24 protein-coding genes are annotated in these 26,644 nt (G+C 64.0%); 14 read left to right on the top strand and 10 right to left on the bottom strand.

Annotated elements, in window-relative coordinates:
* Window positions 1-5 precede the first annotated feature (5 nt).
* The 8 genes from TP2_RS18555 (at window position 6) to TP2_RS12275 (ending at window position 7,165) form a co-directional block, all read left to right on the top strand.
* Window positions 6-179 (top strand): hypothetical protein, encoded by a 174-nt coding sequence (locus TP2_RS18555; RefSeq protein ID WP_157617122.1) that lies wholly within the window; start codon window positions 6-8, stop codon window positions 177-179.
* Window positions 180-388: 209 nt separating this feature from the next.
* Window positions 389-2,725: an outer membrane protein assembly factor BamA gene (bamA, locus tag TP2_RS12245; protein WP_051692574.1), complete on the top strand. Its 2,337-nt coding sequence runs from the start codon at window positions 389-391 to the stop codon at window positions 2,723-2,725.
* 1 nt (window position 2,726) lies between these two features.
* Window positions 2,727-3,560 (top strand): OmpH/Skp family outer membrane protein, encoded by an 834-nt coding sequence (locus TP2_RS18060; protein ID WP_051692575.1) that lies wholly within the window; start codon window positions 2,727-2,729, stop codon window positions 3,558-3,560.
* A 105-nt stretch (window positions 3,561-3,665) separates the two neighbouring features.
* Window positions 3,666-4,127, top strand: a complete 462-nt coding sequence (fabZ, locus tag TP2_RS12255) for a 3-hydroxyacyl-ACP dehydratase FabZ (RefSeq protein WP_038077920.1) — start codon at window positions 3,666-3,668, stop codon at window positions 4,125-4,127.
* 5 nt (window positions 4,128-4,132) lie between these two features.
* On the top strand, window positions 4,133-4,930 hold the full coding sequence (lpxA, locus tag TP2_RS12260; protein WP_038077922.1) for an acyl-ACP--UDP-N-acetylglucosamine O-acyltransferase: 798 nt from the start codon (window positions 4,133-4,135) through the stop codon (window positions 4,928-4,930).
* A complete protein-coding gene (locus TP2_RS12265; protein WP_038077924.1) occupies window positions 4,927-5,742 on the top strand; it encodes an LpxI family protein in 816 nt (271 codons plus the stop codon). Before lpxA ends, TP2_RS12265 begins: the two co-directional genes overlap by 4 nt.
* Window positions 5,739-6,890, top strand: a complete 1,152-nt coding sequence (gene lpxB, locus TP2_RS12270; protein WP_038077925.1) for a lipid-A-disaccharide synthase — start codon at window positions 5,739-5,741, stop codon at window positions 6,888-6,890. The genes TP2_RS12265 and lpxB overlap by 4 nt, the downstream gene beginning before the upstream one ends.
* Window positions 6,890-7,165: a hypothetical protein gene (locus tag TP2_RS12275; protein ID WP_038077929.1), complete on the top strand. Its 276-nt coding sequence runs from the start codon at window positions 6,890-6,892 to the stop codon at window positions 7,163-7,165. The genes lpxB and TP2_RS12275 overlap by 1 nt, the downstream gene beginning before the upstream one ends.
* 7 nt (window positions 7,166-7,172) lie before the next feature.
* Here the strand turns inward: TP2_RS12275 and TP2_RS12280 are convergent, their stop codons facing one another.
* The 6 genes from TP2_RS12280 to TP2_RS12300 all read right to left on the bottom strand — a co-directional run bounded on the left by TP2_RS12280 (window position 7,173) and on the right by TP2_RS12300 (window position 14,028).
* The gene (locus TP2_RS12280; protein ID WP_038077932.1) at window positions 7,173-8,543 is read right to left on the bottom strand and encodes an aspartate aminotransferase family protein; all 1,371 of its coding nucleotides are present in this window, start codon (window positions 8,541-8,543) and stop codon (window positions 7,173-7,175) included.
* 46 nt (window positions 8,544-8,589) lie between these two features.
* Window positions 8,590-10,065: an NAD-dependent succinate-semialdehyde dehydrogenase gene (locus TP2_RS12285; RefSeq protein ID WP_038077941.1), complete on the bottom strand. Its 1,476-nt coding sequence runs from the start codon at window positions 10,063-10,065 to the stop codon at window positions 8,590-8,592.
* A 102-nt stretch (window positions 10,066-10,167) separates the two neighbouring features.
* Window positions 10,168-10,653 carry an Lrp/AsnC family transcriptional regulator gene (locus tag TP2_RS12290; protein WP_420804615.1) on the bottom strand — a complete coding sequence of 162 codons (486 nt, stop codon included), beginning with the start codon at window positions 10,651-10,653 and terminating at the stop codon, window positions 10,168-10,170.
* 41 nt (window positions 10,654-10,694) lie between these two features.
* Window positions 10,695-12,149: an MFS transporter gene (locus tag TP2_RS12295; protein WP_051692576.1), complete on the bottom strand. Its 1,455-nt coding sequence runs from the start codon at window positions 12,147-12,149 to the stop codon at window positions 10,695-10,697.
* Window positions 12,150-12,182: 33 nt separating this feature from the next.
* Complete coding sequence (locus TP2_RS18330) at window positions 12,183-12,350, bottom strand: DUF3096 domain-containing protein (RefSeq protein ID WP_240473759.1); 168 nt, start codon at window positions 12,348-12,350, stop codon at window positions 12,183-12,185.
* A gap of 394 nt (window positions 12,351-12,744) precedes the next feature.
* Window positions 12,745-14,028 (bottom strand): NAD(P)/FAD-dependent oxidoreductase, encoded by a 1,284-nt coding sequence (locus TP2_RS12300; protein WP_038077942.1) that lies wholly within the window; start codon window positions 14,026-14,028, stop codon window positions 12,745-12,747.
* 230 nt (window positions 14,029-14,258) lie between these two features.
* Here TP2_RS12300 and TP2_RS12305 point away from each other — a divergent pair, with 230 nt between their 5' ends.
* A complete protein-coding gene (locus TP2_RS12305) occupies window positions 14,259-16,067 on the top strand; it encodes a PHA/PHB synthase family protein (protein ID WP_206198346.1) in 1,809 nt (602 codons plus the stop codon).
* 28 nt (window positions 16,068-16,095) lie between these two features.
* Here the strand turns inward: TP2_RS12305 and TP2_RS12310 are convergent, their stop codons facing one another.
* Both TP2_RS12310 and TP2_RS12315 read right to left on the bottom strand, forming a co-directional pair.
* Entirely contained in the window at window positions 16,096-17,664 is a 1,569-nt protein-coding gene (locus tag TP2_RS12310) for a cisplatin damage response ATP-dependent DNA ligase (RefSeq protein WP_038077943.1), read from the bottom strand.
* Window positions 17,661-18,662, bottom strand: coding sequence for a ligase-associated DNA damage response exonuclease (locus tag TP2_RS12315; protein WP_038077949.1), 1,002 nt, complete (start codon window positions 18,660-18,662; stop codon window positions 17,661-17,663). Before TP2_RS12315 ends, TP2_RS12310 begins: the two co-directional genes overlap by 4 nt.
* Window positions 18,663-18,829: 167 nt before the next feature.
* On the opposite strand from TP2_RS12315, the gene TP2_RS12320 reads away from it, so the two are divergent.
* The gene (locus tag TP2_RS12320) at window positions 18,830-19,201 is read left to right on the top strand and encodes a phasin family protein (protein WP_038077950.1); all 372 of its coding nucleotides are present in this window, start codon (window positions 18,830-18,832) and stop codon (window positions 19,199-19,201) included.
* Window positions 19,202-19,309: 108 nt separating this feature from the next.
* Here TP2_RS12320 and TP2_RS12325 read toward each other — a convergent pair whose 3' ends face one another.
* Together TP2_RS12325 and mnmA are read right to left on the bottom strand one after the other, a co-directional pair.
* A complete protein-coding gene (locus TP2_RS12325; protein ID WP_038077951.1) occupies window positions 19,310-19,867 on the bottom strand; it encodes a DUF2059 domain-containing protein in 558 nt (185 codons plus the stop codon).
* 101 nt (window positions 19,868-19,968) lie between these two features.
* The gene (mnmA, locus tag TP2_RS12330) at window positions 19,969-21,105 is read right to left on the bottom strand and encodes a tRNA 2-thiouridine(34) synthase MnmA (RefSeq protein WP_038077963.1); all 1,137 of its coding nucleotides are present in this window, start codon (window positions 21,103-21,105) and stop codon (window positions 19,969-19,971) included.
* A gap of 131 nt (window positions 21,106-21,236) precedes the next feature.
* Here mnmA and sciP point away from each other — a divergent pair, with 131 nt between their 5' ends.
* From sciP to recG, 4 genes are all read left to right on the top strand, one after another.
* A complete protein-coding gene (sciP, locus tag TP2_RS12335) occupies window positions 21,237-21,515 on the top strand; it encodes a CtrA inhibitor SciP (protein WP_038077964.1) in 279 nt (92 codons plus the stop codon).
* A 95-nt stretch (window positions 21,516-21,610) separates the two neighbouring features.
* A complete protein-coding gene (gene ctrA, locus TP2_RS12340; RefSeq protein ID WP_038077965.1) occupies window positions 21,611-22,324 on the top strand; it encodes a response regulator transcription factor CtrA in 714 nt (237 codons plus the stop codon).
* A gap of 92 nt (window positions 22,325-22,416) precedes the next feature.
* Window positions 22,417-24,540 (top strand): NAD-dependent DNA ligase LigA, encoded by a 2,124-nt coding sequence (ligA, locus tag TP2_RS12345; RefSeq protein WP_038077966.1) that lies wholly within the window; start codon window positions 22,417-22,419, stop codon window positions 24,538-24,540.
* Entirely contained in the window at window positions 24,537-26,627 is a 2,091-nt protein-coding gene (gene recG, locus TP2_RS12350; protein ID WP_038077967.1) for an ATP-dependent DNA helicase RecG, read from the top strand. The genes ligA and recG overlap by 4 nt, the downstream gene beginning before the upstream one ends.
* Window positions 26,628-26,644 lie beyond the last annotated feature (17 nt).

A 26,644-nucleotide genomic window follows, 5' to 3' on the forward strand; every position in this document is an offset into this window, starting at 1 on the left:
AGACGATGACCCAACTGATCGCCAAGAGCTATCATGACATGCGACCGCTGGTCGATATGCTGGGCGACCGTCTGCTCTTCATCGCGGCGGTGATCGTCGCGCTGCTCGGCGCGGCGGTGATCGGCATGCAGCTGATCGACATGTTCATGATCGATCCGGCTGGTTTCAACCGCATCTGACCTTTCGCAACCGCATCTGACCTTTCGCAACTGCTCTGGTTTCGCGTAGTCCGCCTGTGAAAGGGCAGGGCTTTTGCCCCTATCCACTGCGGCCTCCATCCCTCTATCCACAAAATCCTGCGGCCCGTGCGGCATCGCGGCTTTGACAAGCTCCCCCCGCTTCGGTAGTCACCTTGAAAAGGAATTTGAACTTCCGGCGGGAGAGGGCGATGGCGAACGGCTTGCAAACGGTGCTCAAGATTTGCGCAACGCGAAAGGCCCTGCGCGCAAGCGTGGTTTTCCCCGCGATCGCAATGGGTTGTATCGCGGTTCCGGCGATCGCCCAGGCTCAGCAATACAGCTTCTCTCGCGTCGTGATCGTCGGCAATGAGCGGATCGAGCCGGCGACGATTCTGGCCTTTGCGAGAATCGCGCGCAACGCGCCGGTAACCGCTGCCGATCTCAACGCCGCCTATCAGCGCATCGCAGGCTCGGGTCTGTTCGAGAAAGTCGCCGTGACGCCCAAGGGATCCACGCTTGAGATCACGGTCAAGGAATACCCGACCGTCAACGTGATCAATTTCGAGGGCAACAAGGTCGTCAAGGACGAGGTGCTTTCGCAGGTTGTCCAGACCAAGCCCAACCGCGTCTTCAACCCCGCCGAGGTCGAGGCCGATGCCCAGCGTCTGGTTCAGGCCTATTCCGACGATGGTCGGATGGCCGCGCGCGTGACGCCGAAGGTGATCCGCCGCTCGGATAACCGCGTCGACATCGCCTTCGAAATCAAGGAAGGCAAGGTCACCAATATCGAGCGGATCACCTTCACCGGGAACCGTTCCTATTCGGACCGCCGCCTGCGCCAGGTGCTTGCCTCGAAACAGGCTGGTATCTTCCGTACCTTCGTCAAGGACGACACGTTCAACGAGCGCCGCATTCCCGCCGACCGCCAGAAGCTGATCGATTTCTACCAGCAGCGCGGCTTCATGGATGTGCAGGTCACTGGTGTTTCGTCGCAGATGACGCGGGCGCGTGATGCCTTCTACATGACCTTCAATGTCATCGAAGGTCAGAAATTCCACTTCGACAAGGTGACGACCACCTCGGAGATCGACGGTCTCGATCCGGAGGAGTTCCAGAAGCTCGCGAAGATCCGCAGCGGCCAGACCTATTCGCCCCAGGCGATCGAATATGCCGTGACCCGGATGGAGCAGCTCGCGATCAAGAAGGGCGTGCAATTCGTCCGCGTGCAGCCGCAGATCACCAAGGATCAGCGCACGCAATCGGTGGACGTGACTTTCCAGCTGGTGCGCGGCCCGCGTATCTTCGTGCAGCGCATCGACATCGAGGGTAACACCACCACGCTCGACCGCGTCATCCGCCGCGAGTTCGACACCGCCGAGGGCGACGCGTTCAACCCGCGTGCGATCCAGAACGCGGCCGACCGCGTGCGCGCCACGGGCTTTTTCAGCAATGTCGACGTAAACGCCAATCAGGGTTCGAGCCCGGATCAGGTCGTGGTCGATGTGAACGTGGACGAACAGCCGACTGGCTCGCTTGGCTTCGGTGCCTCCTTCTCGAAGAGCGACGGCGTGGGCTTCAACGCGAGCTTGCAGGAATCGAACTTCCTCGGTCGCGGTCAGTTCCTCGGGCTCTCGCTGGGCACGACCAAGGATAACAACACGTCGAGCCTCCGCTTCGTCGAGCCGCGTTTCCTCGGCCGTGACGTGAGCTTCAGCTTCGGCGCGAGCTACACCACGACGAGCTCAGCAACGAATAACAGCTTCGATACGCGCCGCATCAGCGTCTCGCCCTCCTTCGAATTCCCCGTCTCCGAGCGCGGCCGTCTGGCGGTGCGCTACAAGGTCGGTGAGGACTCGCTCAACAACGTGCCGCTGGAATCGTCGCAGATTCTCCGCCTCGAAGAGGAAGAAAAAGGTACGCAGCGCTATTCGGGCTTCGGCTATACCTACAGCTTCAACACCAAGCGCGAGCAGATCGACCCGCGCTTTGACTGGCGCTTCAGCTTCTCGCAGGACTTCTGGGGCGTCGGCGGCGATGTGACCGGGGGGGTGACCTCGGCCAAGATCCAGGGCGAGCGCAAGGTCTTCAACGAGGAGGTCACGCTGCGGGCCTCGCTCGAAGGTGGTGCGGTGCATGCCTCGGGTGGCACGACGATCCTGCAACGTTTCAGCGGCAGCCAGATCCGCGGCTTCCAGAGCTACGGGATTGGCCCGCGTGACACCGATGCGACGAACGATGACGCTCTGGGCGGCAATTATTACTGGGTCGGCAAGGTCGAAGCGCAGTTCCCGATCGGCTTCCCCGAGGAATACGGCATCTCGGGTGGTGTGTTCTGGGATGTCGGTTCGGTCTGGGGACTCAACGATACCAACGGTGATGGAGTAGACCCTGTCGACGACTCGATGCATCTCCGCTCGGCGGTCGGCTTCTCGATCTTCTGGGACTCGGGCATCGGCCCGCTGCGCCTGAACTTCTCGAAGGCGGTCAAGAAAGAAGACTACGACAAGACGCAGAACTTCGATCTGACGCTCTCGACGCAGTTCTGACATGAGCGGCTTTCGCCGGGCGATATCGCTTTTGCTGACGGGAGCGGTGCTGGTCGCCGCACCCGTCGCTGTTTTTGCGCAAGGCACCGGCTCCGCGAGCGTGACCCATCCGCAAAGCCCCGTCCTGACCCTCGATTGGGAGCGTCTTTATACGGAGTCGCTATGGGGCAAGCGCGTGGCGAAGGAAATCGACGCCGCCTCAGCCAGTCTGCGTCAGGAAAACAACCGGATCGCGGGTCAGCTCGAAGCCGAGGAGCGGGATCTGACGACGCAGCGCGCGTCGATGGCGCCGGCCGATTTCCAGAAAGCTGCCGAGGCATTTGACAAGCGCGCAACCGAGATCCGTGCCGCGCAGAAGGCCAAGGCCGATGCGATCCAGAGCCAGCTCAATGCGGAACGTCAGGCCTTCATTTCTGCAGCAATGCCGTTGATCGACGAGGTGCTCGCGGCGCGCGGGGCGGCAGTGGTTCTGGATTCACGCGTTATCATTCGCGGGCTTGCGAGCGCCGATATCACCGCGGCGCTGGCGCAACGCGTCGATACCGAGATTGGCGACGGGGCAGGGCGTGTGCCTGCCACGGTTCCGGCCTCGGGGGGCACGACCACGGGTGATAGCGCCGGGGCGACCGGCAATGCGACCAATCCCGGCGATGGCGCCGATGCAATGACCGCTCCTGCCACGGACGATGGCGTCTATGTCGATGACAGCGCCAATCGTGCCACGGAAACCGGGGCCGATCCGGTGCTTCAGGGGGGCGCAGCTCCCACGCCCGAGACGCCGCTTGGCCTGCCGATGCCAAGTGTCCCGACCGGCGATCAGAGCGGCGCGAACTAGCCCCTGATCCTTGCCAAGCCGCGCGCTGATTGCTAGCAACTTACCAAAAGAAGCGGGCTGCGACGGACAGCATTCCAGCGCGCCGCCAAAGAACGAGGACATGTGATGACCGAACCCGCCCCCTATACCGAAGCAAACCTGTCGCTCATCAAGCGGATCATCCCGCATCGCTACCCGTTCCTGCTGATCGACAAGGTGGTCGATATCGTGCCGAACGAGGGTGCCGTGGGGATCAAGAACGTCACCTGTAACGAGCCGCATTTCCAGGGCCACTTCCCGGATGAACCGATCATGCCGGGCGTCACCATTGTTGAGGCGATGGCGCAGACGGCGGCAGTCGTCGTGGGCATCTCGACCGACACGATCGACAAGAAGCTGGGCACCTATTTCATGGCGATCGACAAGTGCAAGTTCCGCCGCATGGTGGTGCCGGGCGACGTGCTGAAGATGCATGTGAAAGTGCTGCGCGGCGGCGGCAAGGTCTGGAAATTCGAGGGGCGCGCCGAGGTTGATGGCGAGCTTGCAGCCACCGCCGAATTCATGGCGATGATGGATCTGAAGGGCTGAGCGCGGTGAGCGTCGACGCGAGCGCGCAGATCCACCCTTCGGCGGTGATCGAGCCGGGGGCGGTGATCGGTCCGGATTGCCGGATCGGCCCGTTCTGCGTGATCGGCTCCGAGGTGGTGCTGGGCCGCGGCGTGGAGCTGCAATCCCATGTCGTTGTGCAAGGTGCGACCGAGATCGGCGACGAGACACAGGTCTTCCCCTTCGCCTCGCTCGGCCAGATCCCGCAGGATCTGAAGTTCAAGGGCGAGAAAACGCGGCTGGTGATCGGCAACCGGAACCGCATCCGCGAATATGTGACGATGAACACCGGCACCGAGGGCGGTGGCGGGATCACGCGTGTGGGCGATGACGGGCTCTTCATGTCGTCGTGCCACGTCGCGCATGATGCGCAGATCGGGGATCGGGTGATCCTGGTGAATTCGGTCGCGATCGCGGGCCATTGCGTGCTCGAAGACGATGTGATCGTGGGCGGCCTGTCGGGCGTGCACCAATGGGTGCGCATCGGGCGCGGCGCGATCATCGGGGCGCTCTCGATGGTGACGGCCGATGTCATTCCCCATGCGCTGGTCGCGGGGCCGCGCGCGGGGCTTGAAGGGCTGAACCTCGTGGGTCTGAAGCGGCGCGGCACCTCGCGCGAGGAAATCTCGGCGCTGCGCAAGACGATGGCGGCGCTCAGCGAGGGCAGTTTCCGCGACTCGGCGCGCAAGCTCTCGGAGGAGGGCGTCGAGGGCGATCTGGCCCGCGAAGTGCTTGATTTCATTCTCGGTCCCTCGGATCGCAGCTTCCTGACGCCGGGCAAATGAGCATCGGAGCCGATACCGCGCTGATCGCGGGCTCCGGCCTGTTGCCCGCGCTGTTGAAAGGGGCGGCGCCCGATCTGCTGATCTGCGAAATGATCGGCGCGCCCTGCGATCTGGAGGGCGATCATCTGCGCTTCCGGATCGAGCGGCTTGTACCGTTCCTCGACGAGCTGACCGACCGTGGCATCAAGCGGGTGGTCTTTGCCGGCGCGATGCAGCGTCCCGCGATTGACCCCGAACAGTTCGATCCGCGCTCGGCCCAGCTGGTGCCGCGTCTGGCGATGGCGATGCAGGCGGGCGATGACGCGACGCTGCGCGCGGTGATCGAGCTTTTCGAGGAGTGGGAGTTCGAGGTGATCGGTGCCCATGAGATTGCACCCGACCTGCTGCCCGCCGAAGGCGTTCTTTGCGGCACCCCGAGCGCGGTGGATGAGCACGACGCGCAGCGCGGGGCCGAGATCGTGTCCGCTCTTGGCGCCTCGGATATCGGTCAGGGCGCGGTCGTGGCACGCGGGCTTTGCGTGGCGGTCGAGACCCTTCCGGGCACCGATGCGATGCTGGAATTCGTGCGCTATCACAAAGGCTTGCGAGCCGATCTTAAAGGGCTCAAAGGGGTCTTTTATAAGGCTCCCAAACCCGGTCAGGACCGCCGTGTCGATCTGCCCGCGATCGGGGTTCAGACCGTCGCGAACGCCGCCGCCGCTGGCCTGTCGGGCATCGCCTTCGAGGCGGGCGGCGTGATGCTTCTGGACCGTGCCGCCGTGGTCGAGGCCGCCGAGGCCGCGGGCCTTTTCCTCTGGGCCTGCGCACCATGAGGATCTTCGTCATCGCGGGCGAGGCCTCGGGCGACAAGCTCGGCGGCGCCCTGATGGCGGGGCTTTCGGAACTGGCGCCGGGGATCGAGTGGCGCGGCGTCGGCGGCGAGGAGATGAGCGGGCAAGGGCTCGACAGCCTCTTCCCGATGGAAGAACTGTCGGTCATGGGCCTGATGGAGGTCCTGCCGAAATACCGCCATCTCAAGCGCCGCATCAGTGAGACCGCCGAGGCCGTGGTCGCGTTGGCGCCCGATGCGCTGATCACCATCGACAGCCCTGATTTCTGCCTCCGCGTCGCGCGGCTGGCGAAGGAAAAACGCCCTGATCTCAAGGTGATCCATTACGTTGCGCCCTCGGTCTGGGCCTGGCGTCCGGGGCGCGCGGCGAAGATGGCGCAGGTCGTCGATCATGTGCTGGCGCTCTTGCCCTTCGAGCCGCCCTATATGGAAGCCGCCGGGATGAGCTGCGATTTCGTCGGCCATCCGGTCGTGGCCGAACCGCGCGCCGATCAGGCCGACGCGGCCACCTTCCGCGAGACCCATATGATCGGCGAGGATCAACCGCTGGCGCTCTGTCTGCCGGGCTCGCGCCGGGGCGAGGTGAAGCGTCTGGGCCCGCGCTTCGACGAGGCCCTGATGCAGCTGCGCGACCGCGAGCCGGGGCTGCGCGTCGTGCTGCCGACGGTGCGGGGCGTGGCCCCGATGGTGCGCGAGATGACCGCGCGCTGGCCCGTCGCGCCGATCGTTGTCGAGAATACCGAGGACAAGCGCGCCGCCTTTGCCGCTGCCGATATCGCGCTGGCGGCGAGCGGCACGGTCAGCCTGGAACTGGCGGCGAACCGGGTGCCGATGGTGATCGCATATGATGCGAATTTTATCTCGTGGCATGTGATCTCGCGGATGCTCAAGATCGACACGGTGACACTGGTGAACCTCGTGTCGGACACCCGCGTGATCCCGGAATTCCTTGGCCCCGAGTGCAAACCGCGCGCGATCTCGGCAAAAATGCTCGAATTGCTTGAGGACGATGACTCGCGGAGCGAGCAGTTCGCGGTGATGGAAGAGGTGATGCAGCGTCTGGGCGAGGGCGGCGAGCCGCCGGGCTTGCGCGCCGCGCGCTCGGTTCTGGAGTTTATCGGGAGGGTGTGATGCGGGTCTTCTTGGCGATTTCCCTGACAGTTTGGGGCGGGTTCGCACAGGCAGAAACCGATCCAGCGCAGCTTTTCGCGAAATCCTGTAGTCGCTGTCACATGACTGCCGAGGCATTGGTCGCGCAGATGGTCTGGGCGCCCGATGCGGATACGGCCGAGGAACGGGCCGACTGGTTTGACGGGTTCATCGCCAGGCACCATTCTCCGAAGGCCGGGGATCGTGCGACGCTCGCCGTGTGGCTGTCAGGGCTCACCGGAAAAGACGAGCCCTGACATTGGCTTAGCCGAGCACCGCTTTCACCGCATCGGCGGTGACTTCGACGATCTTGTCGGCCTCTGCCTGGGTCAGGCAGAGCGGCGGGGCGAGGCCCAGAATATCGCCCTGCGGCATCGCGCGCCCGATCACGCCGCGCTCGACCATCGCGCCCGCGATCTTCGCTCCGACCTTCTCGGAGGCGTCGAAGAAGGTCCGGTTGTCGCGATCCGAGACGAACTCGACCGCGCAGAGCATCCCCTCGCCCCGGATGTCACCGACATTGGCATGCTCGCCAATCGCCGCCTTCATCTGCGCGTTGAGATAGGCGCCGACATTGCCCGCATTCTCGACCAGCCCGAGCTTGTCGATCAGCGCGAGGTTCGCGACCCCGGCCGCCGCCCCGATCGGGTGCGCCGAATAGGTCCAGCCATGGCCGATCGGGCCGTTCTCATCCGTCCCTTGCTCGAGCACTTTCCACATCCTGTCGCTCACGATCGTGCCCGAGAGCGGCGCATAGGCCGAGGTCAGACCCTTCGCGATGGTGATCAGGTCGGGCTTCATGCCGTAGTGATCCGAGCCGAACATCGAGCCCAGACGACCGAAGCCGGTCACGACCTCGTCGGCGATCAGCAGGATGTCGTATTTGTTGAGAACCTTCTGGATCGCCTCCCAGTAACCGGCCGGCGGAGGCACGATGCCGCCGGTGCCCAGCACCGGCTCGCCGATGAAGGCGGCGATGGTGTCGGGGCCTTCGCGTTCGATCAGTTGCTCAAGCTCGGACGCGCAATAGGCGGTGAAGGCCTCTTCCGACATCGCCGCATCGGGGCGACGGAAGTAATAGGGCGCCTCGGTGTGGATCACCTGAGACAGCGGCAGATCGAATTTCTTGTGGAACAGCTCGAGCCCCGTCAGCGAGCCGGTCATCAGCCCCGAGCCGTGATAGCCGCGCCAGCGCGAGATGATCTTCTTCTTCTCGGGGCGGTTCAGGATGTTGTTGTAATACCAGACCAGTTTGATGTTGGTCTCGTTCGCATCCGAGCCCGACAGACCGAAATAGACCTTCGACATGTGATCGGGCGCGCGCTCCATGACCATATGGGCCAGCGTGATCGAGGCCTCGGTGCCGTGGCCGACATAGGCGTGGTAATAGGCCAGCTCTTTCGCTTGCTCGGCGATGGCATCGGCGATCTCGGTGCGCCCATAGCCCACATTCACGCAGTAGAGCCCCGCGAAGCCGTCAAGCAGCTTGTTGCCGTCGCGATCCTCGATGAACACGCTCTTGCCGCCGGTGACGATGCGGTTCGGGCTTTCGCCGCGCGCATGCTGGGCGAGATGGGTCGAGGGATGGAAGAAGCTTTCGCGATCCCACTTGTCGAGTTGGTCATTGGTCAGCAATGGTGTCTCCTTCTTCGTGTTGGGTGCGTCTGCGTGGGCGAGGCGATCAGCCCCAGTCCCGACAGACGTATTTGATTTCCATGAACTCTTCCATGCCACGGCGCGAGCCTTCGCGACCGAGGCCGGATTGCTTCATGCCGCCGAACGGGATCGGCGCGCCTGTGACCTTGGTGCGGTTGACCGCGACCATGCCGAATTGCAGCGCGCGGGTGGCGCGGTAGATGCGTTTCGGGTTCTGGGAGTGGACGTAAGCCACGAGGCCGTATTCGGTCGCGTTGGCCTTGGCGAGGACCTCTTCTTCCGTGTCGAAGACGGTGATCGGGGCGACCGGGCCGAAGGTTTCCTCGTGCATGATCTTGGCATTGTCGGGCACGTCGGTGAGCACGGTCGGCGCGAAGAACAGCGGGCCGCGATCGAGCCGCTTGCCGCCGCAGGCCAGTTTCGCGCCCTTGGCCAGCGCGTCTGCCACGTGCTCTTCCTGCTTGGCCACCGCCTTTTCGTTCATCAGCGGGCCGATATCGGGATCGCCCATGCCGATGCCCACGGTGAGCTTTTCGGTGGCTTGCGTGAAGCGGCGGCAGAACTCGTCATAGACGGGCCGCTCGACATAGATCCGGTTCGCGCCGAGGCAGTCCTGCCCGGAGGTTGCGAATTTCGCCTTGATGACTTCCTCGACCGCCTGATCGAGATCGGCGCCCTTGAAGACGATGACCGGCGCGTGCCCGCCGAGTTCGAGGACCAGCCGCTTCACCGTGTCAGCCGATTGGCGATAGAGCAGGCGGCCCACTTCCGTGGAGCCGGTGAAGGAGAGCGCACGCACGCGGGTATCCTCGCACCAGGGCTCGACGATGTCCGGCGCATGGCCGGTCAGCACGTTGAACACGCCCGCCGGAAGGCCCGCGCGTTCGGCCAGTTCGGCAAGGGCCAGCGCCGAAAAGGGCGTCTCATGCGAAGGATGCGCGACCACCGTGCAGCCCGCGGCGATCGCGGCGGCGGCCTTGCGGGTCAGCATCGCGGAGGGGAAGTTCCACGGCGTGATCAGCCCCACGACGCCCACGGGCTCCAACCACAGTTCGACCTCGGCATCGTGCAGATGCGAGGTGACGCCCTCGATATTCGGGCGCTTCGCTTCTTCGGCGTAATATTCGAGAAAGCTCGCTGCGTAGTCGATCTCGCCTGCAGCTTCCGAGAGTGGCTTGCCCTGTTCGAGCACCATGATCCGCGCCAGATCGTCCTTCGCCGCGAGGATCAGATCGAACCAGCGGCGCAGGATGGCGGAACGCTCCTGCGGCAGCGTCATCGACCAGTCGAGAAAAGCCGTCTGCGCGGCGTCCACGGCGGCGCGGGACTGGGCCCGGCTGAGCGCAGTGACATCGCCCAGGCGCTCGCCATTGGCGGGGTTCGTGACCGGGATCGCTCCGCCGGTCTCGCCCGCGATCCAGCGACCGTTCACATAGGCAAAGCTGCGCAACAGGCGCTTGTCGGCGATGTCGGGGCGGGCGGAAATGGCGGTGTCGAGCATGAGAGACCTCCTGTGTTGAGATCACTCTGCGTCCTCATGACCAGCAAGATAGGCCGAATGGCCCGCGCCCGGCCCGGATTTGGGCTAAAATAAGCGCCTGCGCTAGTCCATTTGGTCTGCGAAGAGCTCGAAGGGGGGCATTGCAGCGTTTTTCACCTCTTTCGTGACGATGTAGGTGAAGTAGCGCGCGATCCCGATCCGGGCGTCCAGCATCGAGTCGATCAGCCGCTGATAGGCGTCGATATCGCGGGTGACGATCTGCATCAGGTAGTCGAACCCGCCGCCAAGCGCCCAGCAGCCCACGACCTCGGGGTGCTGATCCAGCGACCGCTCAAAGGTCTGGAAACTGGCAGCGGTATGATCGGCCAGTTCGGCGGCCACGAAGAGTGTCACATGCGGCCCGAGCTTCTTGAGGTTGAAACTCGCGCGATAGCCCGCGATGAGGCCTGCTTTTTCGAGTTTTTTCAGCCGTTCCCATGCAGGGGTCGGCGAGAGGTTGATCTTCTCGGCCAGCGCCGCCTTGGTGATGCGTCCCTCGCGCGCCAGAACGCGCAGAATTTCGATATCGCGGGGGTCGAGCTTGATCATGGGGCCACGCTACACCGGCTCAACGCCTTGCGCATCCCCGATTATTCGGCGGCCTGGCGCGAGGACGTAGAAGCAGGGGCAGGGGCGGCGTGCCGGGTACGTTTGCGGCGCAGACCGTCGGCATCACCTTTGCGCAGGCGCAGGAAATAGAGCGCAGAGAGCGGCCCGGTCGCGCCCGCGATCGCGAAGCCCCAGAGAAAGGCGGTGATCGGGATCATCTCGGCGCCGGTCGTGGTCGCGGCCGCGCCCGCGGTGAGTTCCAGCACCACGCCCGCCAGCGCGATCCCGAGTGCGAGCGAGACCTGACGGCTCATCGCGGTGAAGGCGGTTGCGGGGCTCATCTCGCGAGTGTCGAGATCGGCAAATCCGATCGTGTTGACGGCGGTGAAGACCACCGATTGCGCCGCGCCTCCGATCAGCAGGAGCGGGATCAGCTGCCAGTCGGAGATGCTGTTCACCGTGGCGAAGCCGAAGATCGTCAGCCCGCGCAGCACGGCGGCCGCGATCATCACCCATTTGAAGCCGAACCGGTCGAGCATTCTCGGTGCCCAGACCCGCATCGACAGCGCCCCCACCGCCGTCAGCCCGGTCAGCGCCCCCGAGACCATCACCGAGGCGCCAAGTCCCAATTGGAAAAACAGCGGCAGCAGCAGCGAGATCGCCCCGTTCGAGAGCCGGAAAATCAACCCGCCGGTGATGCTTACATCGAAGGTGCGGTGGCGGAAAAGACGCGGATCGAGCAGGGCATCCGAACGGGTTTGCGCGCGGCGCCAATAGGCGTAGAGCAATGCCACGCCCAGTCCGCTCAGACCTGCTGCAGCCTGCCAGGGCAAGATATGCTCGCCCAGGGCCGAGAGCCCCGTCATCGCGGCCCCGAGCCCGAGAGCGGACAGCACGAACCCCCAGAGATCGAAAGGTGCGGCGCTGCTCGGCTCATCAGCGGGCATGTGGCGCAAGGTGAGCCAGATCGCCAGTGCCCCGAGCGGCAGGTTCATCAGGAAGATCGAGCGCCAGCCAAGGAATGTCGTGACCGAGGCTCCGACGAAGGGGCCCATTGCGGGGCCGATCAGAGCGGGCAGGGTGACGTAGACCATCGCGCGGGTCATCTCGGATTTCGCGGTATGGCGCAGCACGATCAGTCGGCCCACCGGGGACATCATCGCCGCGCCCACGCCTTGCAGGGCGCGCGCCAGCACGAGGCCGGTCAGGCTCGTCTGAACCGCGCAGAGCAGCGAGGCGAAGAGAAACACGCCCATTGCGGCGAGAAAGATCCGCTTCGCCCCGAAGCGGTCGGCCAGCCAGCCCGAGATCGGCACGAAGGCCGCCAGTGAGATCAGGTAGGTCGCCATCGCCATTTTCAGCGACAAGACCGGCACCGAGAGATCGCGCGCGATCACCGGGATCGCGGTCGCAAGAACGGTGGCGTCGATCAGCTCCATCAGGAGCGAGAGCGCCACGGTCAGGGGGAGGATGTTTTCACGAAGCCGGTTCAGCATGACCGGGCAAAGCTAGCGCAGATTTCGGCGCTGTCATCCCATCGGATAGCCGGCGAGCATCGGAAACATCCCGGCCAGCCCGATCGCGATCAGATAGAGCGCCACGATATAGCTTAAAAGCCTCGGGAAGATCAGGATCAGAACCCCGGCGAAAAGCGCCAGGATCGGCGCGAGCATCAACATCGAACCCGTGAACATCATCGGTCTACTCCATCACTTGCAGCCCGTCCGGGCCTGAAAATGGCTTTGGGCCAAGGGGATGATGAAACGTCCATGCATGGCGCTCCAAGGGGCAGGAAAACAGGAAGCGCCGCGCGGCCCTGGCCGGGTCAAAGGAAAAAACTGTTGGCGATGGGCCGCGTTCCGAGGTGACACGCGCTTGTGTGCAGTCGCGCGCAGCCGTGTTGCAAAACGCCCAACGCATGACAAAACCCCGCCTTTTGGCAAGGCGGAGAGGTGGGAGTGAGAGCCTGCTTCCGGACGAGAGACAGGAGCGAGAGAGAGACGCCCGGAAGCAGGTCGGGACGGAGCGCGAGGTCCGGGGGGTGGAAAGGGAGAGAAAAACCGCCCCGCGCATCCGTATCTCGGGAAAGGGTCAGGCTCGGATCAGGGTCTCCGCGCTCCATTCGGCAAGGGGTACGCCCCAGCTCGGCACGCGGCCCTTGTTGCGGAAGAACAGTTCCTTGTAGGCGACCTTTTGCATGTAGGGGATCTTGCCCATGCGCAGTTCCTGCGTCTCGCCGCCGAACCAGCTGTTCGCGTGGATGTAGAAGGCCTTGCCGCCGCCCATGTCGCCGATACAGACGACCTCGGGGTGCCATTCCTTGTTGGCCTCGGCGCTCGAGAGTTTGCCCAGATCGCCCGCGATCTGCCGGCCGACCACGTCACATTCCTGGTGGCCGATCGCGCCGAGCTTGGGCACGGTGATCGCGGCGGCATCCCCACAGGCGAAGACCTCGGGGTGATCGGGGTTGCGCATCCGCATGTCGGTGATGACGAAGCCCACCTCGTCGGAAACCGGCAGCCCCTTGAGGAACGCGTGCGGCTTCCAGTTCGGGAAGATCACTTTCATCTCGGCGGGCAAGCTCCGGCCATCGGTGAACTCGATGCCGTCTTTCGTCAGCCGCTTGATGCCCTCGACCTTGTTGACATAGCCGAACCCCATCGAGCCCGCGGCCTCGAGCAGCTGTTCGACAACCTTCTCGCCGGCATCTTCCGCGATCAGCTCGGCGGGGGTGAAGATCGTGATGTTCTTCGCGCCGCCCTTGCCGTTTTGCTCGAGCCAATGGGCGAGCGAGAGAGAGACCTCGACCGGCGGGCCTTCACAGGCGGCCAGTGCCGTCGGCAGCCAGTCCGGGCGACCCTGATGGCCCTGTTCGAACCGGTCCGAGCCCACGACAATCGGCCCGCCCTGATAATCGTTCTTCAGGTAGTCGATCATCTTGTTGGCGTGGAACGCGTCCGAAACGGTGTGTCCGTATTCGGCGAAGCCTTCGATATCATCATAGGCCAGCCGCGCCCCCAGAGCGATCACGACGTAGTCGTAGCCCATCGTATATTGAGGCGCGCCGGGGCGTTCGGAGGGGCGCATCTGCACCGTCTTCGCGGCGATGTCGATGCCGGTGATTTCGGCCTGCTTGAAGTCGATATCGTCCTTGGCCAGCACGTCGACGAGGTTCATATGCATCGTCACCGCCGGGTCGCGGCCCTCGAACACCTCGAGCGGGATATTGGGAATGAAATCGAGATAGCCCTTGCGGTCGATCACGGTGATGTCGCAGGCATCGCCCGCGTAATCACGGATTTTCTGGGCGGCGCCAAGGCCCGCGAAATTGCCGCCGAGAACCAGAACTTGCGGTTTGGAAATACTTTTTGCCATCGTAATCACTCCTTTGCCTTCTCGGCTTGATGTCGGGGTGAAAACCGATGCGGGAAGGCCGCAGTTCCGATATTTCAGCGCTCTCCCGGCGTTGTGACGCGCCGGGATCGGGCGTGAACGGAAGGACGGGCGATGCTGCAATGCCGCGAAAAAAGGCCGTGCATTTGCTGCATGTCAAACTCCTGTTAGACGATCGGTGCTAGTTTGCGCGTGCGATAGGGGTGGGTTCGATGAAAAGCAAAGAGGCAGCGATGAAAGATTTCGGCAAACGGCCGGGCGAGTGCACGGCAGAGCAGGAAGCGCGCGAGGCGCGCGCGGCGGCAGAGGAATCCTTCGCGCGGCTTGACCGGGCCTTTCATGCGCTTCTGGGCCGCGCCGAGGGCGGGCTCTCCCCGGTTTCTCTAGGATTGGCCTGGGCCGATTGGGCGACGCATCTCGCAATGAGCCCCGGCAAACAGTCGGAATTGGGCTGGAAAGCGGGACGAAAATGGGTCCACCTGATGCGCGAGATGGCACCGCACCGCGCCGACGACCCGGAGGCACAGCCTCTTGATCCCTTGCCGCAGGACCGCCGCTTCAAGGCGCCTGAGTGGCAGGCCTGGCCGTTCTCGCTTTATGCGCAAAGTTTCCTGCATGCCCAGCAATGGTGGCACAACGCGACGACCGGCATTCACGGGGTCGAGGATCGCCACCTCCAGATGATGGAGTTCTACGCGCGCCAGTTTCTCGACATGGCCGCGCCCACCAATTTTCTCGCCACCAATCCGCAGTTGATCGCGCGGACCCGCGAGGAGTCGGGGGCGAACCTGATCCGCGGGGCGACCTATTTCTTCGAGGATATGCTCAAGGTGATGGGCGGCGAGGGCGAACCCGAACCGACGCTGATCCCCGGCGAGCATGTCGCGCTCAGCCCCGGCAAGGTGGTGCTGCGCAACCAGTTGATCGAACTGATCCAATACGCGCCCACGACCGAGGAGGTGCATCCCGTGCCGCTCCTGATCGTGCCGGCATGGATCATGAAATATTACATCCTCGATCTCGAACAGACGAATTCGCTGATCCGCTGGCTGGTGGGGCAAGGTTTTACCGTCTTCGCGGTATCGTGGAAGAACCCGGGCGAGGAAGATCGCTGCCTCGGATTTGATGATTATCGCGAACTTGGCGTAATGACGGCGCTCGATGCGGTGACCGAGATCACCGGTGCCGAGCAGGTGCACGGTCTGGGTTACTGCCTTGGGGGCACGCTGCTGTCGGTGGCCGCGGCCGCGATGGCGCGCGATGGCGATGCGCGGCTGGCCTCGTTGACGATGCTGGCAGCGCAGGTCGATTTCACCGAGGCCGGGGAGTTGAGCCTGTTTACCAACGAAGACCAGCTGAGCCTGATCGAAGACATGATGTGGGAGGAGGGCTATCTCGACAAGACGGCGATGGCCGGCACCTTCTCGATGCTGAAATCGAAAGACCTCGTCTGGTCGCAGGCGGTTCATACCTATCTGATGGGCCAGCGCGAGGAAGACAGTGCCCTAGCTTCCTGGAGCCATGACGCGACCCGGATGCCCTACAAGATGCATTCGGAATATCTGCGCAAGCTCTTCCTCGACAATGATCTGGCCGAGGGGCGCATGCAGGCCGGCGGGCAACCGGTCTTCTTGCAGGATATCTCGGCGCCGGTCTTTGCCGTCGCCACCGAAGCCGATCACATCGCGCCTTGGCAGTCCGTCTACAAGCTGACCTGGGCGCTGCCCGGAGAGGTGAATTTCGCCCTCGTTTCGGGCGGGCACAATACCGGAATCGTCGCACCGCCGGGTTCGAACCGCGCGCGTTACCGTTTGATGGAGCATCACGCGGGGGCGACCCATCCGGGGCCGAAGGACTGGGCCGAGACGAGCCCGGTGCATCCGGGCTCGTGGTGGGAGCCCTGGGCGAAATGGCTCGCCGAGAAAGACGGTGGTGCGTTGGTGGCCCCGCCGCCGATGGGCAAGGGCCGCAAATACCATGCGATTGCCGATGCGCCCGGGGAGTATGTGCTGGGGCGCTGAGGGCTGAATTGCCTTGGGCGCGCCGCGCTTAGTCTTCCGGCGGTAACATCGCGCGCAAGCTTTCGATCCGGTCGGCTTCGGGTGCGGGCTTGTCCCAGCGTATGCGCGAGATGCGCGGAAACCGCATCGCCACGCCCGATTTGTGCCGGGTGGAGCGGTTGAGTCCTTCGAACGCCACTTCGACCACGAGTTCCGGCGCGAGCGAGCGCACCGGGCCGAAGCGCTCGCGGGTGTTGTTGCGCACGAAGCGGTCGAGGCGGCGCAGTTCCTCGTCGGTGAAGCCGGAATAGGCCTTGCCGACGGGCACGAGCGTGTCGCCCTCCCAGACGCCAAAGGTGAAGTCGGAATAGAAGCCCGAGCGTTTGCCATGCCCGCGTTGGGCATAGAGCAGCACCGCGTCGATGATGAACGGGTCGCGTTTCCACTTGAACCACGGCCCCTTGGGGCGGCCCGCCATGTAGGGCGTGTCGCGGCGCTTGAGCATCACGCCTTCGATGACCGCTTGCGGCGGGGCTTCGCGGAGCGCGGCGAGCGTGTCCCAGTCGTCGAAGGGCAGGATTTCCGAGGTGTCGAAGCGCTCCGGCGGGAGGTCGGCCATAGCGGTCTCAAGCCGTGCGCGGCGCTGATCGAAGGGCAGGGGACGCAGATCGTCGCCTTGCCAATGCAGCACATCGTAGAGCCGCAGCGCCGCCGGGTGCGAGGCCAGAAGCGCCTTGCCCGGTGATTTCCGCCCCAGCCGTTTCTGCAGGTCGCCGAAGGGCGCGACCTCGGTACCGCGCCGCACGATCAACTCTCCATCGAGCGCGCCCTCGAAGCCCATATGCGCGACGATATCGGGGAAGGCGGCCGAGATATCCTCGCCCGTGCGCGAATAGAGCCGTCGCTCGCCACCCTCGGCCACGGCCTGCACGCGGATGCCATCCCATTTCCATTCGGCGGTGAACGCGGCCGGGTCGAGCGCGTCGAGGCCATCGCGGTCGATCGGAGTGGAGAGCATCACCGGGCGGAAGGGGGCAAGACCCATCCGTTCGGGCTTCTCCCCGCCCTCGATCCAGTCGAAAAGCGGCTGATAGGGCGGGGTGAGCCCGTGCCAGATCTCCTCGATCTCTTCCAGCTCCGGCGTCCCGAGCCGCGCCAGCGCCACGCGGGCCAGCCGCGCCGAGACGCCCACGCGCAGCCCGCCGGTCGCGAGTTTCAAAAGCGCATAGCGTTCCGACGGCGCGAGCCGGTCGAGCCAGCCCGCGATCAGTGGACCGGCGCGGGTCTTTGGCGTGTCCTGCAAGGTTTCGACGATCATCGGCAGATCGAGGTCTTCCGGCGCGGCATCCGTGGGCCAGATCAGCGCGATCGTCTCGGCCAGATCGCCGACATAGTCGTAGCTGAGGGCAAACAGCTCCGGATCGACCCGCTCGCCCACCATTGCGCGCAGCACGGCGGGTTGCGCGCGGCCCAGTTCGAGCTCTCCGGTCAGCGCGGCCAGCGCATAACCGCGCTCGGGATCGGGTGCATGGCGCAGGTAATCGGCCAGCGCGTCGAGCTTGGCATTGCGCCCCGGCGTGAAGGCGAGACGTTCGAGAAGGCGCGCGAAGGCTTTCATTCCGGCTCCTCCTCATAGCCTACGAGGTGAAGCGGGCGGGCGACGCGGCCCTCCAGCTCAGCCCAACGCATCAGCGCCTCTTCGCGGCCATGCGTGATCCAGAGCTCGGCGGGGTCGATCTCGGTCACGGTGCGGGTCAGATCGGTCCAGTCCACATGGTCCGAGATCACCAGCGGCAGTTCCACGCCCCTCTGACGTGCCCGCGCGCGGATCTGCATCCAGCCCGAGGCAAACCCGATCACCGGATCGGCGAAGCGTTGCACCCAGGGGCTTGCGAAGGCCGAAGGGGGCGCGATCACCAGCGCCTCGCGCAGCGCCCGCGCCTCGGTCTTGTCCATCGTCGCGGGGCGCAGATCGCCGAGCGGAATTCCTTGCGCGATGTGGTAATCGCACATTTTCTGCAACGCGCCGTGGATATAGATCGGCGCATCATAGCCCGCTTCGCGCACAAGCATGATGACCCGTTGCGCCTTGCCAAGCGCATAGGCGCCGATCAGATGGGCGCGCTCAGGCGCGGCGCGCATCGAGGCCAGCAGCTTCGATATTTCGTCCGCCGGGTCGGGATGTTTGAACACTGGGAGCGCGAAGGTGGCTTCGGTGATGAAGGTGTCGCAAGGAACCGGCTCGAAAGGCGCACAGGATGGGTTTGAAACCCGCGCATAATCGCCGGAGGCCACGATGCGCTGCTCGCCCCGCGTCACCGCGATCTGCGCCGAGCCCAGCACATGCCCCGCGGGGTGAAAGCTGACATCGACGCCGCCCAGCGTGAGCGGCCCGTCATAGGGCTGGCGCTGACCCGCGAAACCCTCACCGTAACGGATTGCCATGATGTCGAGCGTCTCACGCGTCGCCAGCACGGAGCCGTGGCCCGCGCGCGCATGATCGGCGTGGCCATGGGTGATCAGCGCCCGACGCACGGGGCGGCTCGGGTCGATGAAGAAATCGCCCGCGGGGCAATACAGGCCTTCGGGACGTGGACTCAGAAGCGGATCGGGCATCGCATTCACTTAGCACATTGGTTGGGAAGTAAACGCTGGCGGTGCATTTCGGCTCATTTTGGCGGCAGCTTACGCAAGGTAAGTTTTTCGTAGTCGTGGTTGTTCCAAATCAAGGGAGATGCGAAAATTGCGTGGTAAAGTCATTCAATCTTGTAAGGGAGGCTATTATGGCGACGAAGAAGAGCCCTCCGGGGATGAACATGGCTGGCTGTATGCCGGTCCCCAATGTTGAGGGAATGAGTTCGATGATGGCGCCGCAACTGAAGATGATGGAGGCGGTGATCTCGCAGAATATCGAGGTGCTGGATTTTCTCAAATCGCGCTTCGAACGTGATCAGGAGATGGTGGGCAAGCTTGCCGACGAGGCCGACCCTCTCAAGGCGATGAGCCTTTGGGGCGAGTTCTGGCAACGTACCGCGAGCGATTACGCGACCGAGATGTCGAAGCTCGCAACCTCCATGACCAGCATCGCCGAGCGCGCCGTGCGTTCTGCCACCGAGGAAGGGGAGGCGATCGCAAAGGCGACCTCGGGAAAGTAGCGACTCGGACCGGCAAGCACGGGGTGAGCCTCGGCGACGTGCCGGTCTGAGGAAACGGATCCAGCTACGACAGCGCGGCGCGCCCCGGCCCGGGCGCGCCGCGCGATTTCATTTCGGGTTGCCCTCCTTGATGATCTTTTCGATCTGCGGTGTCAGCTTGGGCATGGTTTCCTGCATCAGTGCGACGACCTGCGGCTGAACGCTCTGCATGATTTTGGGCATTCGGGAGATGATCTTTTCGCCGACCGGAGATGTGTAGAAGGCGCTCATCGCCTTGATCTCCTGCAAGGTGAAGAGCTTTGCGATCGTCTCGTCCTGCGTTTCCATGATCTGCTTGAGCGGAGCAAGGAAGGTCGCCTGGAAGAGCGCGTCGATCTGGCGTTTCTGACCTTCGGAGAGCGGGCGGCCCTTCTCGGCCGCCATGGTGATGAGAGGTTGCGACATCTGCGCGATCATTGCCGTGAAATCGATATTGGCCATCGCCGCTTCCTTGTAAGGCTGGGCGGCGGCGACGCGTTCGGCAAAAGTGCTGGTGTCAGGCTGGATCGTATTAAGCGGCACGCCACCAAGCATGAGCGGCGCCTCGGGCGAGGTCTGCGTCTGCGCGAAGGCGGGCAGGGCGAGGGACAGTGCCAGGGCCGCGGCGGGAAGGGTGATATGTCTCATCGTCACAACTTTCTTTCATGAAATTCATGACGTGAGACTAGGGTGCGCCCGAGAACGCCCCAAATCAACGGATCGTGGTCGATGTCGTGATCTGCCGGGGATTACGGCTTGTAGATCCAGCCGCCGCCGAAGATGCGACCGCCTTCGGGCGCGTAGAAGACGCAGGCCTGACCGGGGCTGACGCCTTCTTCCGGCTCGATCAGCTCCACTTCGGCTTCGGTGTCCGATATCGGGCGGATGATCGCTTCGCGCGGCGGGCGGGTCGAGCGGACCTTGACCCGCAGGTTCCATTCGGGCCGCGAGGTGAAGGGTTCGTCGCCCAGCCAGTTGATCTCGCGCACCGGGATCGTCCGAGTCGAGAGCGCCTCTTTCGGGCCCACGACCACATGGCGCGTGTCGGGATCGAGCTTGACCACATAGAGCGGATCTTCGAGCCCGCCGATGCCAAGACCGCGGCGCTGGCCGATCGTGTAATGGATCACGCCGCGATGCTGGCCGAGCACATTGCCCTCCATATCGACGATATTGCCGGGATCGGCGGCGCCGGGGCGCAGCTTCTCGATGACGCTTGCGTAATTGCCGTTCGGCACGAAGCAGATGTCCTGGCTGTCGGGCTTGTCGGCCACCGCCAGCCCGTATTTCGCCGCCAGCTCGCGGGTTGCATCCTTGGACGGCAGGTGGCCTAGTGGGAAGCGCAGGTAGTCGAGCTGCTCGGGTGTGGTCGAGAACAGGAAGTAGCTCTGATCGCGGTTCGCATCGGCCGCGCAATGCAGCTCGGGGCCACGCGTGCCCATCTTGCGCTGAATGTAATGCCCCGTCGCCATGCAGTCGGCATCGAGATCCTTCGCCGTCTCCAGCAGGTCCTTGAACTTCACCCGCTCGTTGCAGCGAATGCAGGGCACCGGGGTCGCGCCGCCAAGATAGGCGTCGGCGAATTCTTCGATCACCGCCTCGCGGAAGGTGTTCTCGTAATCGAGCACGTAATGCGGGAAGCCCATTTCCTCGGCCACGCGGCGCGCATCATGGATGTCCTGACCCGCGCAGCACGCACCTTTTTTCGCCAGCGCCGCGCCGTGATCGTAAAGCTGCAGCGTCACGCCCACCACGTCATAGCCTTCCTCGGCCAGTTGCGCGGCCACGACCGAGCTGTCGACACCACCGGACATGGCGACGACGACGCGGGTTTCCGCCGGTGGCTTGGGAAAGCCCAGCGAGTTGAGCGGCTGATCCTTGGGCATGCTGAAGCGTCCTTTAACGAGATCCGCAGGAATATAGGAAAATGCGAGCTACTCACAACCCCGCGTTTCACCCGCTGTTAAGCCCGCCGCGCGCAATCTTGCCGGCGTGAAGATGACGAGGGGGTGAGCCCATGTATCTCAAGAAAGTCGATGGTCCGCGGGCGGTCACGCTCGCCGATGGCACCATCCTGACCCGTGCCGATCTGCCGCCGGTGGAAACGCGCCGTTGGGTCGCCAGCCGCAAGGCGACAATCGTGCAGGCAGTCGCCCATGGGTTGATCTCGCGCGGTGAGGTGATCGAGCGCTACGAACTGTCCGATGAAGAGCTGGATCTATGGATAGAGGGAATCGCCCGACACGGCATGCAAGGTCTCAAGGTGACGGCGATTCAGAAAAATAAACAACTTTAAGTTGTAAATCGGCGAAAACCTGCCAAGGTAAGAGGGTATTAACCAATTGATGTAAGTCTCGGTCCTGATCGAGGGATTAACGCGGAGTACCCAGGATGCGGATTTTGTTGGTGGAAGACGACCCGACCACGTCGCGCAGCATCGAATTGATGCTCACCCATGCCAATCTGAACGTTTATTGCACGGATCTGGGCGAAGAGGGCATCGATCTCGCCAAGCTCTACGATTACGACTTGATCCTTCTGGACCTGAATCTGCCCGATATGAACGGGCACGAGGTTCTGCGTCAGCTGCGCCTGGCCAAGGTGGATACGCCGATTTTGATCCTCACCGGCGCGGATGATACCGAGAACAAGATCAAGGGCTTCGGCTTCGGCGCCGATGACTACATGACGAAACCGTTCCATCGCGAGGAACTCGTCGCGCGGATCCACGCGATCATTCGCCGCTCCAAGGGACACGCCCAGTCGATCATCCGTACCGGCAAGATTGCGGTCAACCTCGATGCGAAGACGGTCGACGTCGATGGCAAGCCCGTGCATCTGACGGGCAAGGAATATCAGATGCTCGAGCTTCTCAGCCTGCGCAAGGGCACGACACTGACCAAGGAGATGTTCCTCAATCACCTCTATGGCGGCATGGATGAACCTGAATTGAAGATCATTGATGTCTTCATCTGCAAGCTGCGCAAGAAACTCGCCGATGCGACCGAGGGCGAAAACTATATCGAGACGGTTTGGGGGCGCGGATATGTGCTGCGTGATCCGGATCCGTCCGAAATGGAACGCCGCGTCGCGATGGGCGCGTAAACCTTCCCTCCAGCCGATGATCTCCGTCGTCACGGCTCTTTACGCCCCCTCGGCGCTTGCCTAAACCAAGGTCAGCACGAGGGGGTCTTTTCATGTCAGAGCTGTCCGGCACCGATATTGACGCGCTGAGCGAGGCTGCGGCCCGCGCCGAACTGCCCGATCTGGTCGCGAAGATCGAGGCGGCGAATACCGCTTATCACACTCATGATGCGCCCGAGATCTCCGACGCCGAATACGACTTGCTCAAACGCCGCCTGGCCGCGATCGAGGCGAAGTTCCCGTCCCTGAAATCCGAAACGTCTCCCACCGAACAGGTCGGCGGTCAGCTCGCCGAGGGGTTCGGCAAGATTACCCATGCCGTGCGGATGATGAGCCTCGCGAATGCGTTTTCTGACGAGGACATTACCGAGTTCGACGAGTCGGTGCGCAGTTTTCTCGGTCTGGCGGCCGATGCCCCGCTCGCCTACACCGCCGAGCCGAAGATCGATGGCCTCTCGCTGTCGATCCGCTACGAGAATGGCATTCTGATCCATGCGGCCACCCGTGGTGACGGGGCGGTCGGCGAGAACGTCACCGAAAATGCGCGGACCATTTCGGATATCCCCGAAACGCTCGTCGGTGCGCCCGCAATTCTTGAAGTGCGCGGCGAGGTCTATATGAGCCATGCCGATTTCGAAGCGCTTAACGCCCGTAACGAAGCCGCGGGCGAGAAACGGTTCGCCAATCCGCGCAATGCGGCCGCTGGCTCTCTGCGCCAGCTCGATCCGAAGGTCACTGCCGCGCGGCCGCTGAAATTCTTCGCCTATGCCTGGGGGGAGCATTCCGAGCCGCTCGCCGAGACACAGATCGAGGCCATCGCGCGGCTGGAAGCTCTCGATTTTAAAACGAATCCTCTGACCCGGCTTTGCGATGGCCCTGCTGAAATGCTCGCCCATTACCGAGAGATCGAGGCGCAGCGGGCCGCACTTGGCTATGACATCGACGGCGTCGTCTACAAGGTGAACGACCTCGCGCTGCAACGTCGATTGGGTTTTCGGTCGACGACGCCCCGTTGGGCGATTGCGCATAAATTTCCTGCCGAACTGGCTTGGACCCAGCTTGAGGGGATCGACATTCAGGTCGGGCGCACGGGTGCGCTCTCGCCCGTTGCGCGCCTGACCCCGGTGACCGTCGGCGGCGTCGTCGTCTCGAACGCAACGCTGCATAACGAGGATTACATTGCCGGGCGCGACTCCAAAGGCGAGGAAATCCGCGGCGGCAAGGATATCCGTGTTGGCGATTGGGTGCAGGTCTATCGCGCGGGCGACGTGATCCCGAAAGTCGCGGATGTGGATCTCGCGCGCCGCCCCGCCGATGCGACTCCTTACGAATTTCCGACCCATTGCCCCCGCTGCGGCTCCGAGGCGATCCGCGAAGAGGGCGATGCCGTGCGCCGCTGCACCGGCGGCCTGATCTGCCCCGCCCAAGCCGTAGAAAAGTTGAAGCATTTCGTCTCGCGTGCGGCCTTCGACATCGAAGGCTTGGGCGCGAAACAGGTCGAGCAATTCTACGAGGATGGCTGGATCAAGGAGCCCGCCGATATCTTCTCCCTCGAGGACCGTTACGGCCAGGGCTTGCAACAACTCAAGAACCGCGAGGGCTGGGGCGAGAAATCGGCGCGCAACTTGTTCGATGCGATCGCCGAGAAACGCAAGATCCCCTTGCAGCGGCTGATATTCGCGCTTGGCATCCGCCATGTTGGCGAGACCAGCGCGGGTCTTCTTGCAACCCATTACGGAACTTGGGAAAATTTTGAGACCGCAATGACGCGGGCGGAGATCGGGCAGGGGCCGGACTGGGAAGAACTGCTCTCGATCGACGGCGTGGGCGCGACGCTCGCGACCTCGGTCGTTACCACTTTCCACCAGGAGGCCGAGCGCGCGTCGATCGACCGGCTGACCGTCTATCTGACGGTCGAGGCGGCCGAGAAACCGAAATCCGACAGCCCCGTTTCCGGCCTGACGGTCGTCTTCACCGGCACGCTCGAGAAGATGACACGGGCCGAGGCGAAGGCCCGGGCCGAGGCGCTTGGCGCGAAGGTTTCGGGCTCGGTCAGTGCGAAAACTGATCTGGTCGTTGCGGGTCCGGGCGCGGGTTCGAAAGCGAAGAAGGCGGCAGAACTGAATATCCGCGTCATCGACGAAGACGAGTGGCTCGACCTCGCGGGGGGCGCATGAGCACGCGGCCGCAGGAACTGTTCGGGCTCTTCGCGGCCCTCGACAGCCTGCCCGGCATTGGCCCGAAAACGGCCAAATCCTTCGAAGGTCTCGCGATCGAGAGGCCGCGCGATGCGCTGTTCACGCTGCCCTATTCGGTGATCGACCGCCGCCCGGTCACGACCGTGCAGGGGGTGCCCGCAGGCACTACGGTGACAGTCGAGGTCACCATTGGCGCCCATAGCCCCGCGCGCAAACGCGGTGCGCCGGACCGGGTTTTGTGCCATGACGCGCAGACCGATATCACTCTGGTCTTCTTTCACGCGCGCGGTGACTGGCTGGCCAAGCAAATGCCGAACGGGTCGCGGCGGATCATCTCGGGCAAGCTCGAAGTCTATGATGGCATGGCGCAGATCGTGCATCCCGATTACATCCTGCCGCCCGAAGAGGCCGGCGAGATGCCGCGTTTCGAGCCGGTCTATCCGCTGACCGCGGGTGTGACGCAAAAGCTGATGGCGAAGGCGGCGGAGGGAGCGCTCTCCCGTGCGCCGGAGCTGCCCGAATGGATCGATCCGGAGCTGAAACGCCGCGAGGGTTGGCCTGATTGGCATGCCGCGATCACCAAGGCGCATCACCCCGAGGGGCTGTCGGATCTGACCGCCACCGCCCCGGCGCGTGCGCGACTCGCCTATGACGAGCTGTTCGCGCATCAGATGACGCTCGCGCTGGCGCGCCGTCAGGCGCGGCGCAAGAAGGGGCGGGTGACGCGCGGCACGGGCGCGCTGTCCTCGCAGGTGCTGGAAAGTCTGCCCTATAGGCCGACCGGTGCGCAGACCCGCGCGATTGCCGAGATCACGGGCGATATGGGCTCGGACCGACGGATGAACCGGCTGCTGCAGGGCGATGTCGGCGCGGGCAAGACGCTCGTGGCCTTCATGGCGCTGCTGACCGCGGTCGAGGCGGGCGGGCAGGGCGTGATGATGGCCCCGACCGAGATCCTCGCGCGTCAGCATCTCGACGGGCTTGCGCCGTTGGCCGCTGCTGCGGGCGTTCGGCTGGAGATCCTGACGGGCCGCGACAAGGGGGCGGAGCGCGCGAAGAAGCTTGCCGATCTGGCGTCTGGCGCAATCGGGATCCTCGTCGGCACCCATGCGGTTTTTCAGAAAGATGTGGAATTTCAGGATCTCCGGCTTTCCGTGATCGATGAGCAGCACCGCTTCGGCGTGGCGCAGCGGATGGAACTGGGCGCGAAGGGCGAGGCGGTCGATATCCTGGTGATGACCGCGACGCCGATCCCGCGCTCACTCGCGCTGGCGCAATATGGCGACATGGATGTGAGTCTCCTGGACGAGAAGCCGCCCGGTCGGACGCCGGTCAAGACCGCGCTTGTCGCGATGGAGCGGATGGGCGAGGTGGTCGAGCATCTGCGCAAGGCCGTGGCCGAGGGGCGGCAGGCCTATTGGGTCTGCCCGCTGGTCGAGGAAAGCGAGCGCGTCGATCTGAGCTCGGCGACGGACCGGTTCGTGGCGCTGCGCGCGGCCCTGGGCGAGGGCATCGTCGGGCTGGTCCACGGTCAGATGCCGCCCGCCGAGAAGGATGCCGCGATGGCCGCCTTCGTGAAGGGCGAGACCCGCGTGCTGGTCGCGACGACGGTGATCGAGGTGGGCGTGAACGTGCCCAATGCCTCGATCATGGTGATCGAGCGCGCCGAGAGCTTCGGCCTTGCCCAGCTTCATCAGCTACGCGGTCGGGTCGGTCGCGGTGCGGCTTCCTCGACCTGCCTGATGATCTATCAGTCGCCGCTGAGCGAGACCGCCGAGCGGCGCCTCGCGATCCTGCGCGAAAGCGAAGACGGGTTCCGCATCGCCGAGGAAGACCTTGCGATGCGCGGCGCGGGCGATGTGATCGGCACGGCGCAATCCGGCCTGCCGCAGTTCAGGGTGGCCGATCTCGAACGCCAGGCCGGGTTGATGGCCGTCGCTCAGTCCGATGCGCGCAAACTACTAAGCGACGATCCGGAGCTGACCAGCCCCCGTGGGCAGGCGGCACGCGTGCTGTTGTGGCTGATGGAGCAGGACCGTGCGATCAAATTGATCGGGGTTGGCTGACCGCTGGATCCTGCGTG

Origin of the sequence: Thioclava pacifica DSM 10166 (genome assembly GCF_000714535.1) — a bacterium.
In the GTDB taxonomy this organism is placed as follows: Bacteria; Pseudomonadota; Alphaproteobacteria; order Rhodobacterales; family Rhodobacteraceae; genus Thioclava; species Thioclava pacifica.

Excerpts from the sequence above, each read along its gene's own strand:
- TP2_RS18555 (WP_157617122.1), top strand. The coding sequence starts at position 6 with ATGACCCAACTGATCGCCAAGAGCTATCATGACATGCGACCGCTGGTC.
- bamA (WP_051692574.1), top strand. The coding sequence starts at position 389 with ATGGCGAACGGCTTGCAAACGGTGCTCAAGATTTGCGCAACGCGAAAG.
- TP2_RS18060 (WP_051692575.1), top strand. The coding sequence starts at position 2,727 with ATGAGCGGCTTTCGCCGGGCGATATCGCTTTTGCTGACGGGAGCGGTG.
- fabZ (WP_038077920.1), top strand. The coding sequence starts at position 3,666 with ATGACCGAACCCGCCCCCTATACCGAAGCAAACCTGTCGCTCATCAAG.
- TP2_RS12265 (WP_038077924.1), top strand. The coding sequence starts at position 4,927 with ATGAGCATCGGAGCCGATACCGCGCTGATCGCGGGCTCCGGCCTGTTG.
- lpxB (WP_038077925.1), top strand. The coding sequence starts at position 5,739 with ATGAGGATCTTCGTCATCGCGGGCGAGGCCTCGGGCGACAAGCTCGGC.
- TP2_RS12275 (WP_038077929.1), top strand. The coding sequence starts at position 6,890 with ATGCGGGTCTTCTTGGCGATTTCCCTGACAGTTTGGGGCGGGTTCGCA.
- TP2_RS12285 (WP_038077941.1), bottom strand. The coding sequence starts at position 10,065 with ATGCTCGACACCGCCATTTCCGCCCGCCCCGACATCGCCGACAAGCGC.
- TP2_RS12290 (WP_420804615.1), bottom strand. The coding sequence starts at position 10,653 with ATGATCAAGCTCGACCCCCGCGATATCGAAATTCTGCGCGTTCTGGCG.
- TP2_RS12295 (WP_051692576.1), bottom strand. The coding sequence starts at position 12,149 with ATGCTGAACCGGCTTCGTGAAAACATCCTCCCCCTGACCGTGGCGCTC.
- TP2_RS18330 (WP_240473759.1), bottom strand. The coding sequence starts at position 12,350 with ATGATGTTCACGGGTTCGATGTTGATGCTCGCGCCGATCCTGGCGCTT.
- TP2_RS12300 (WP_038077942.1), bottom strand. The coding sequence starts at position 14,028 with ATGGCAAAAAGTATTTCCAAACCGCAAGTTCTGGTTCTCGGCGGCAAT.
- TP2_RS12305 (WP_206198346.1), top strand. The coding sequence starts at position 14,259 with ATGAAAAGCAAAGAGGCAGCGATGAAAGATTTCGGCAAACGGCCGGGC.
- TP2_RS12310 (WP_038077943.1), bottom strand. The coding sequence starts at position 17,664 with ATGAAAGCCTTCGCGCGCCTTCTCGAACGTCTCGCCTTCACGCCGGGG.
- TP2_RS12315 (WP_038077949.1), bottom strand. The coding sequence starts at position 18,662 with ATGCCCGATCCGCTTCTGAGTCCACGTCCCGAAGGCCTGTATTGCCCC.
- TP2_RS12320 (WP_038077950.1), top strand. The coding sequence starts at position 18,830 with ATGGCGACGAAGAAGAGCCCTCCGGGGATGAACATGGCTGGCTGTATG.
- TP2_RS12325 (WP_038077951.1), bottom strand. The coding sequence starts at position 19,867 with ATGAGACATATCACCCTTCCCGCCGCGGCCCTGGCACTGTCCCTCGCC.
- mnmA (WP_038077963.1), bottom strand. The coding sequence starts at position 21,105 with ATGCCCAAGGATCAGCCGCTCAACTCGCTGGGCTTTCCCAAGCCACCG.
- sciP (WP_038077964.1), top strand. The coding sequence starts at position 21,237 with ATGTATCTCAAGAAAGTCGATGGTCCGCGGGCGGTCACGCTCGCCGAT.
- ctrA (WP_038077965.1), top strand. The coding sequence starts at position 21,611 with ATGCGGATTTTGTTGGTGGAAGACGACCCGACCACGTCGCGCAGCATC.
- ligA (WP_038077966.1), top strand. The coding sequence starts at position 22,417 with ATGTCAGAGCTGTCCGGCACCGATATTGACGCGCTGAGCGAGGCTGCG.
- recG (WP_038077967.1), top strand. The coding sequence starts at position 24,537 with ATGAGCACGCGGCCGCAGGAACTGTTCGGGCTCTTCGCGGCCCTCGAC.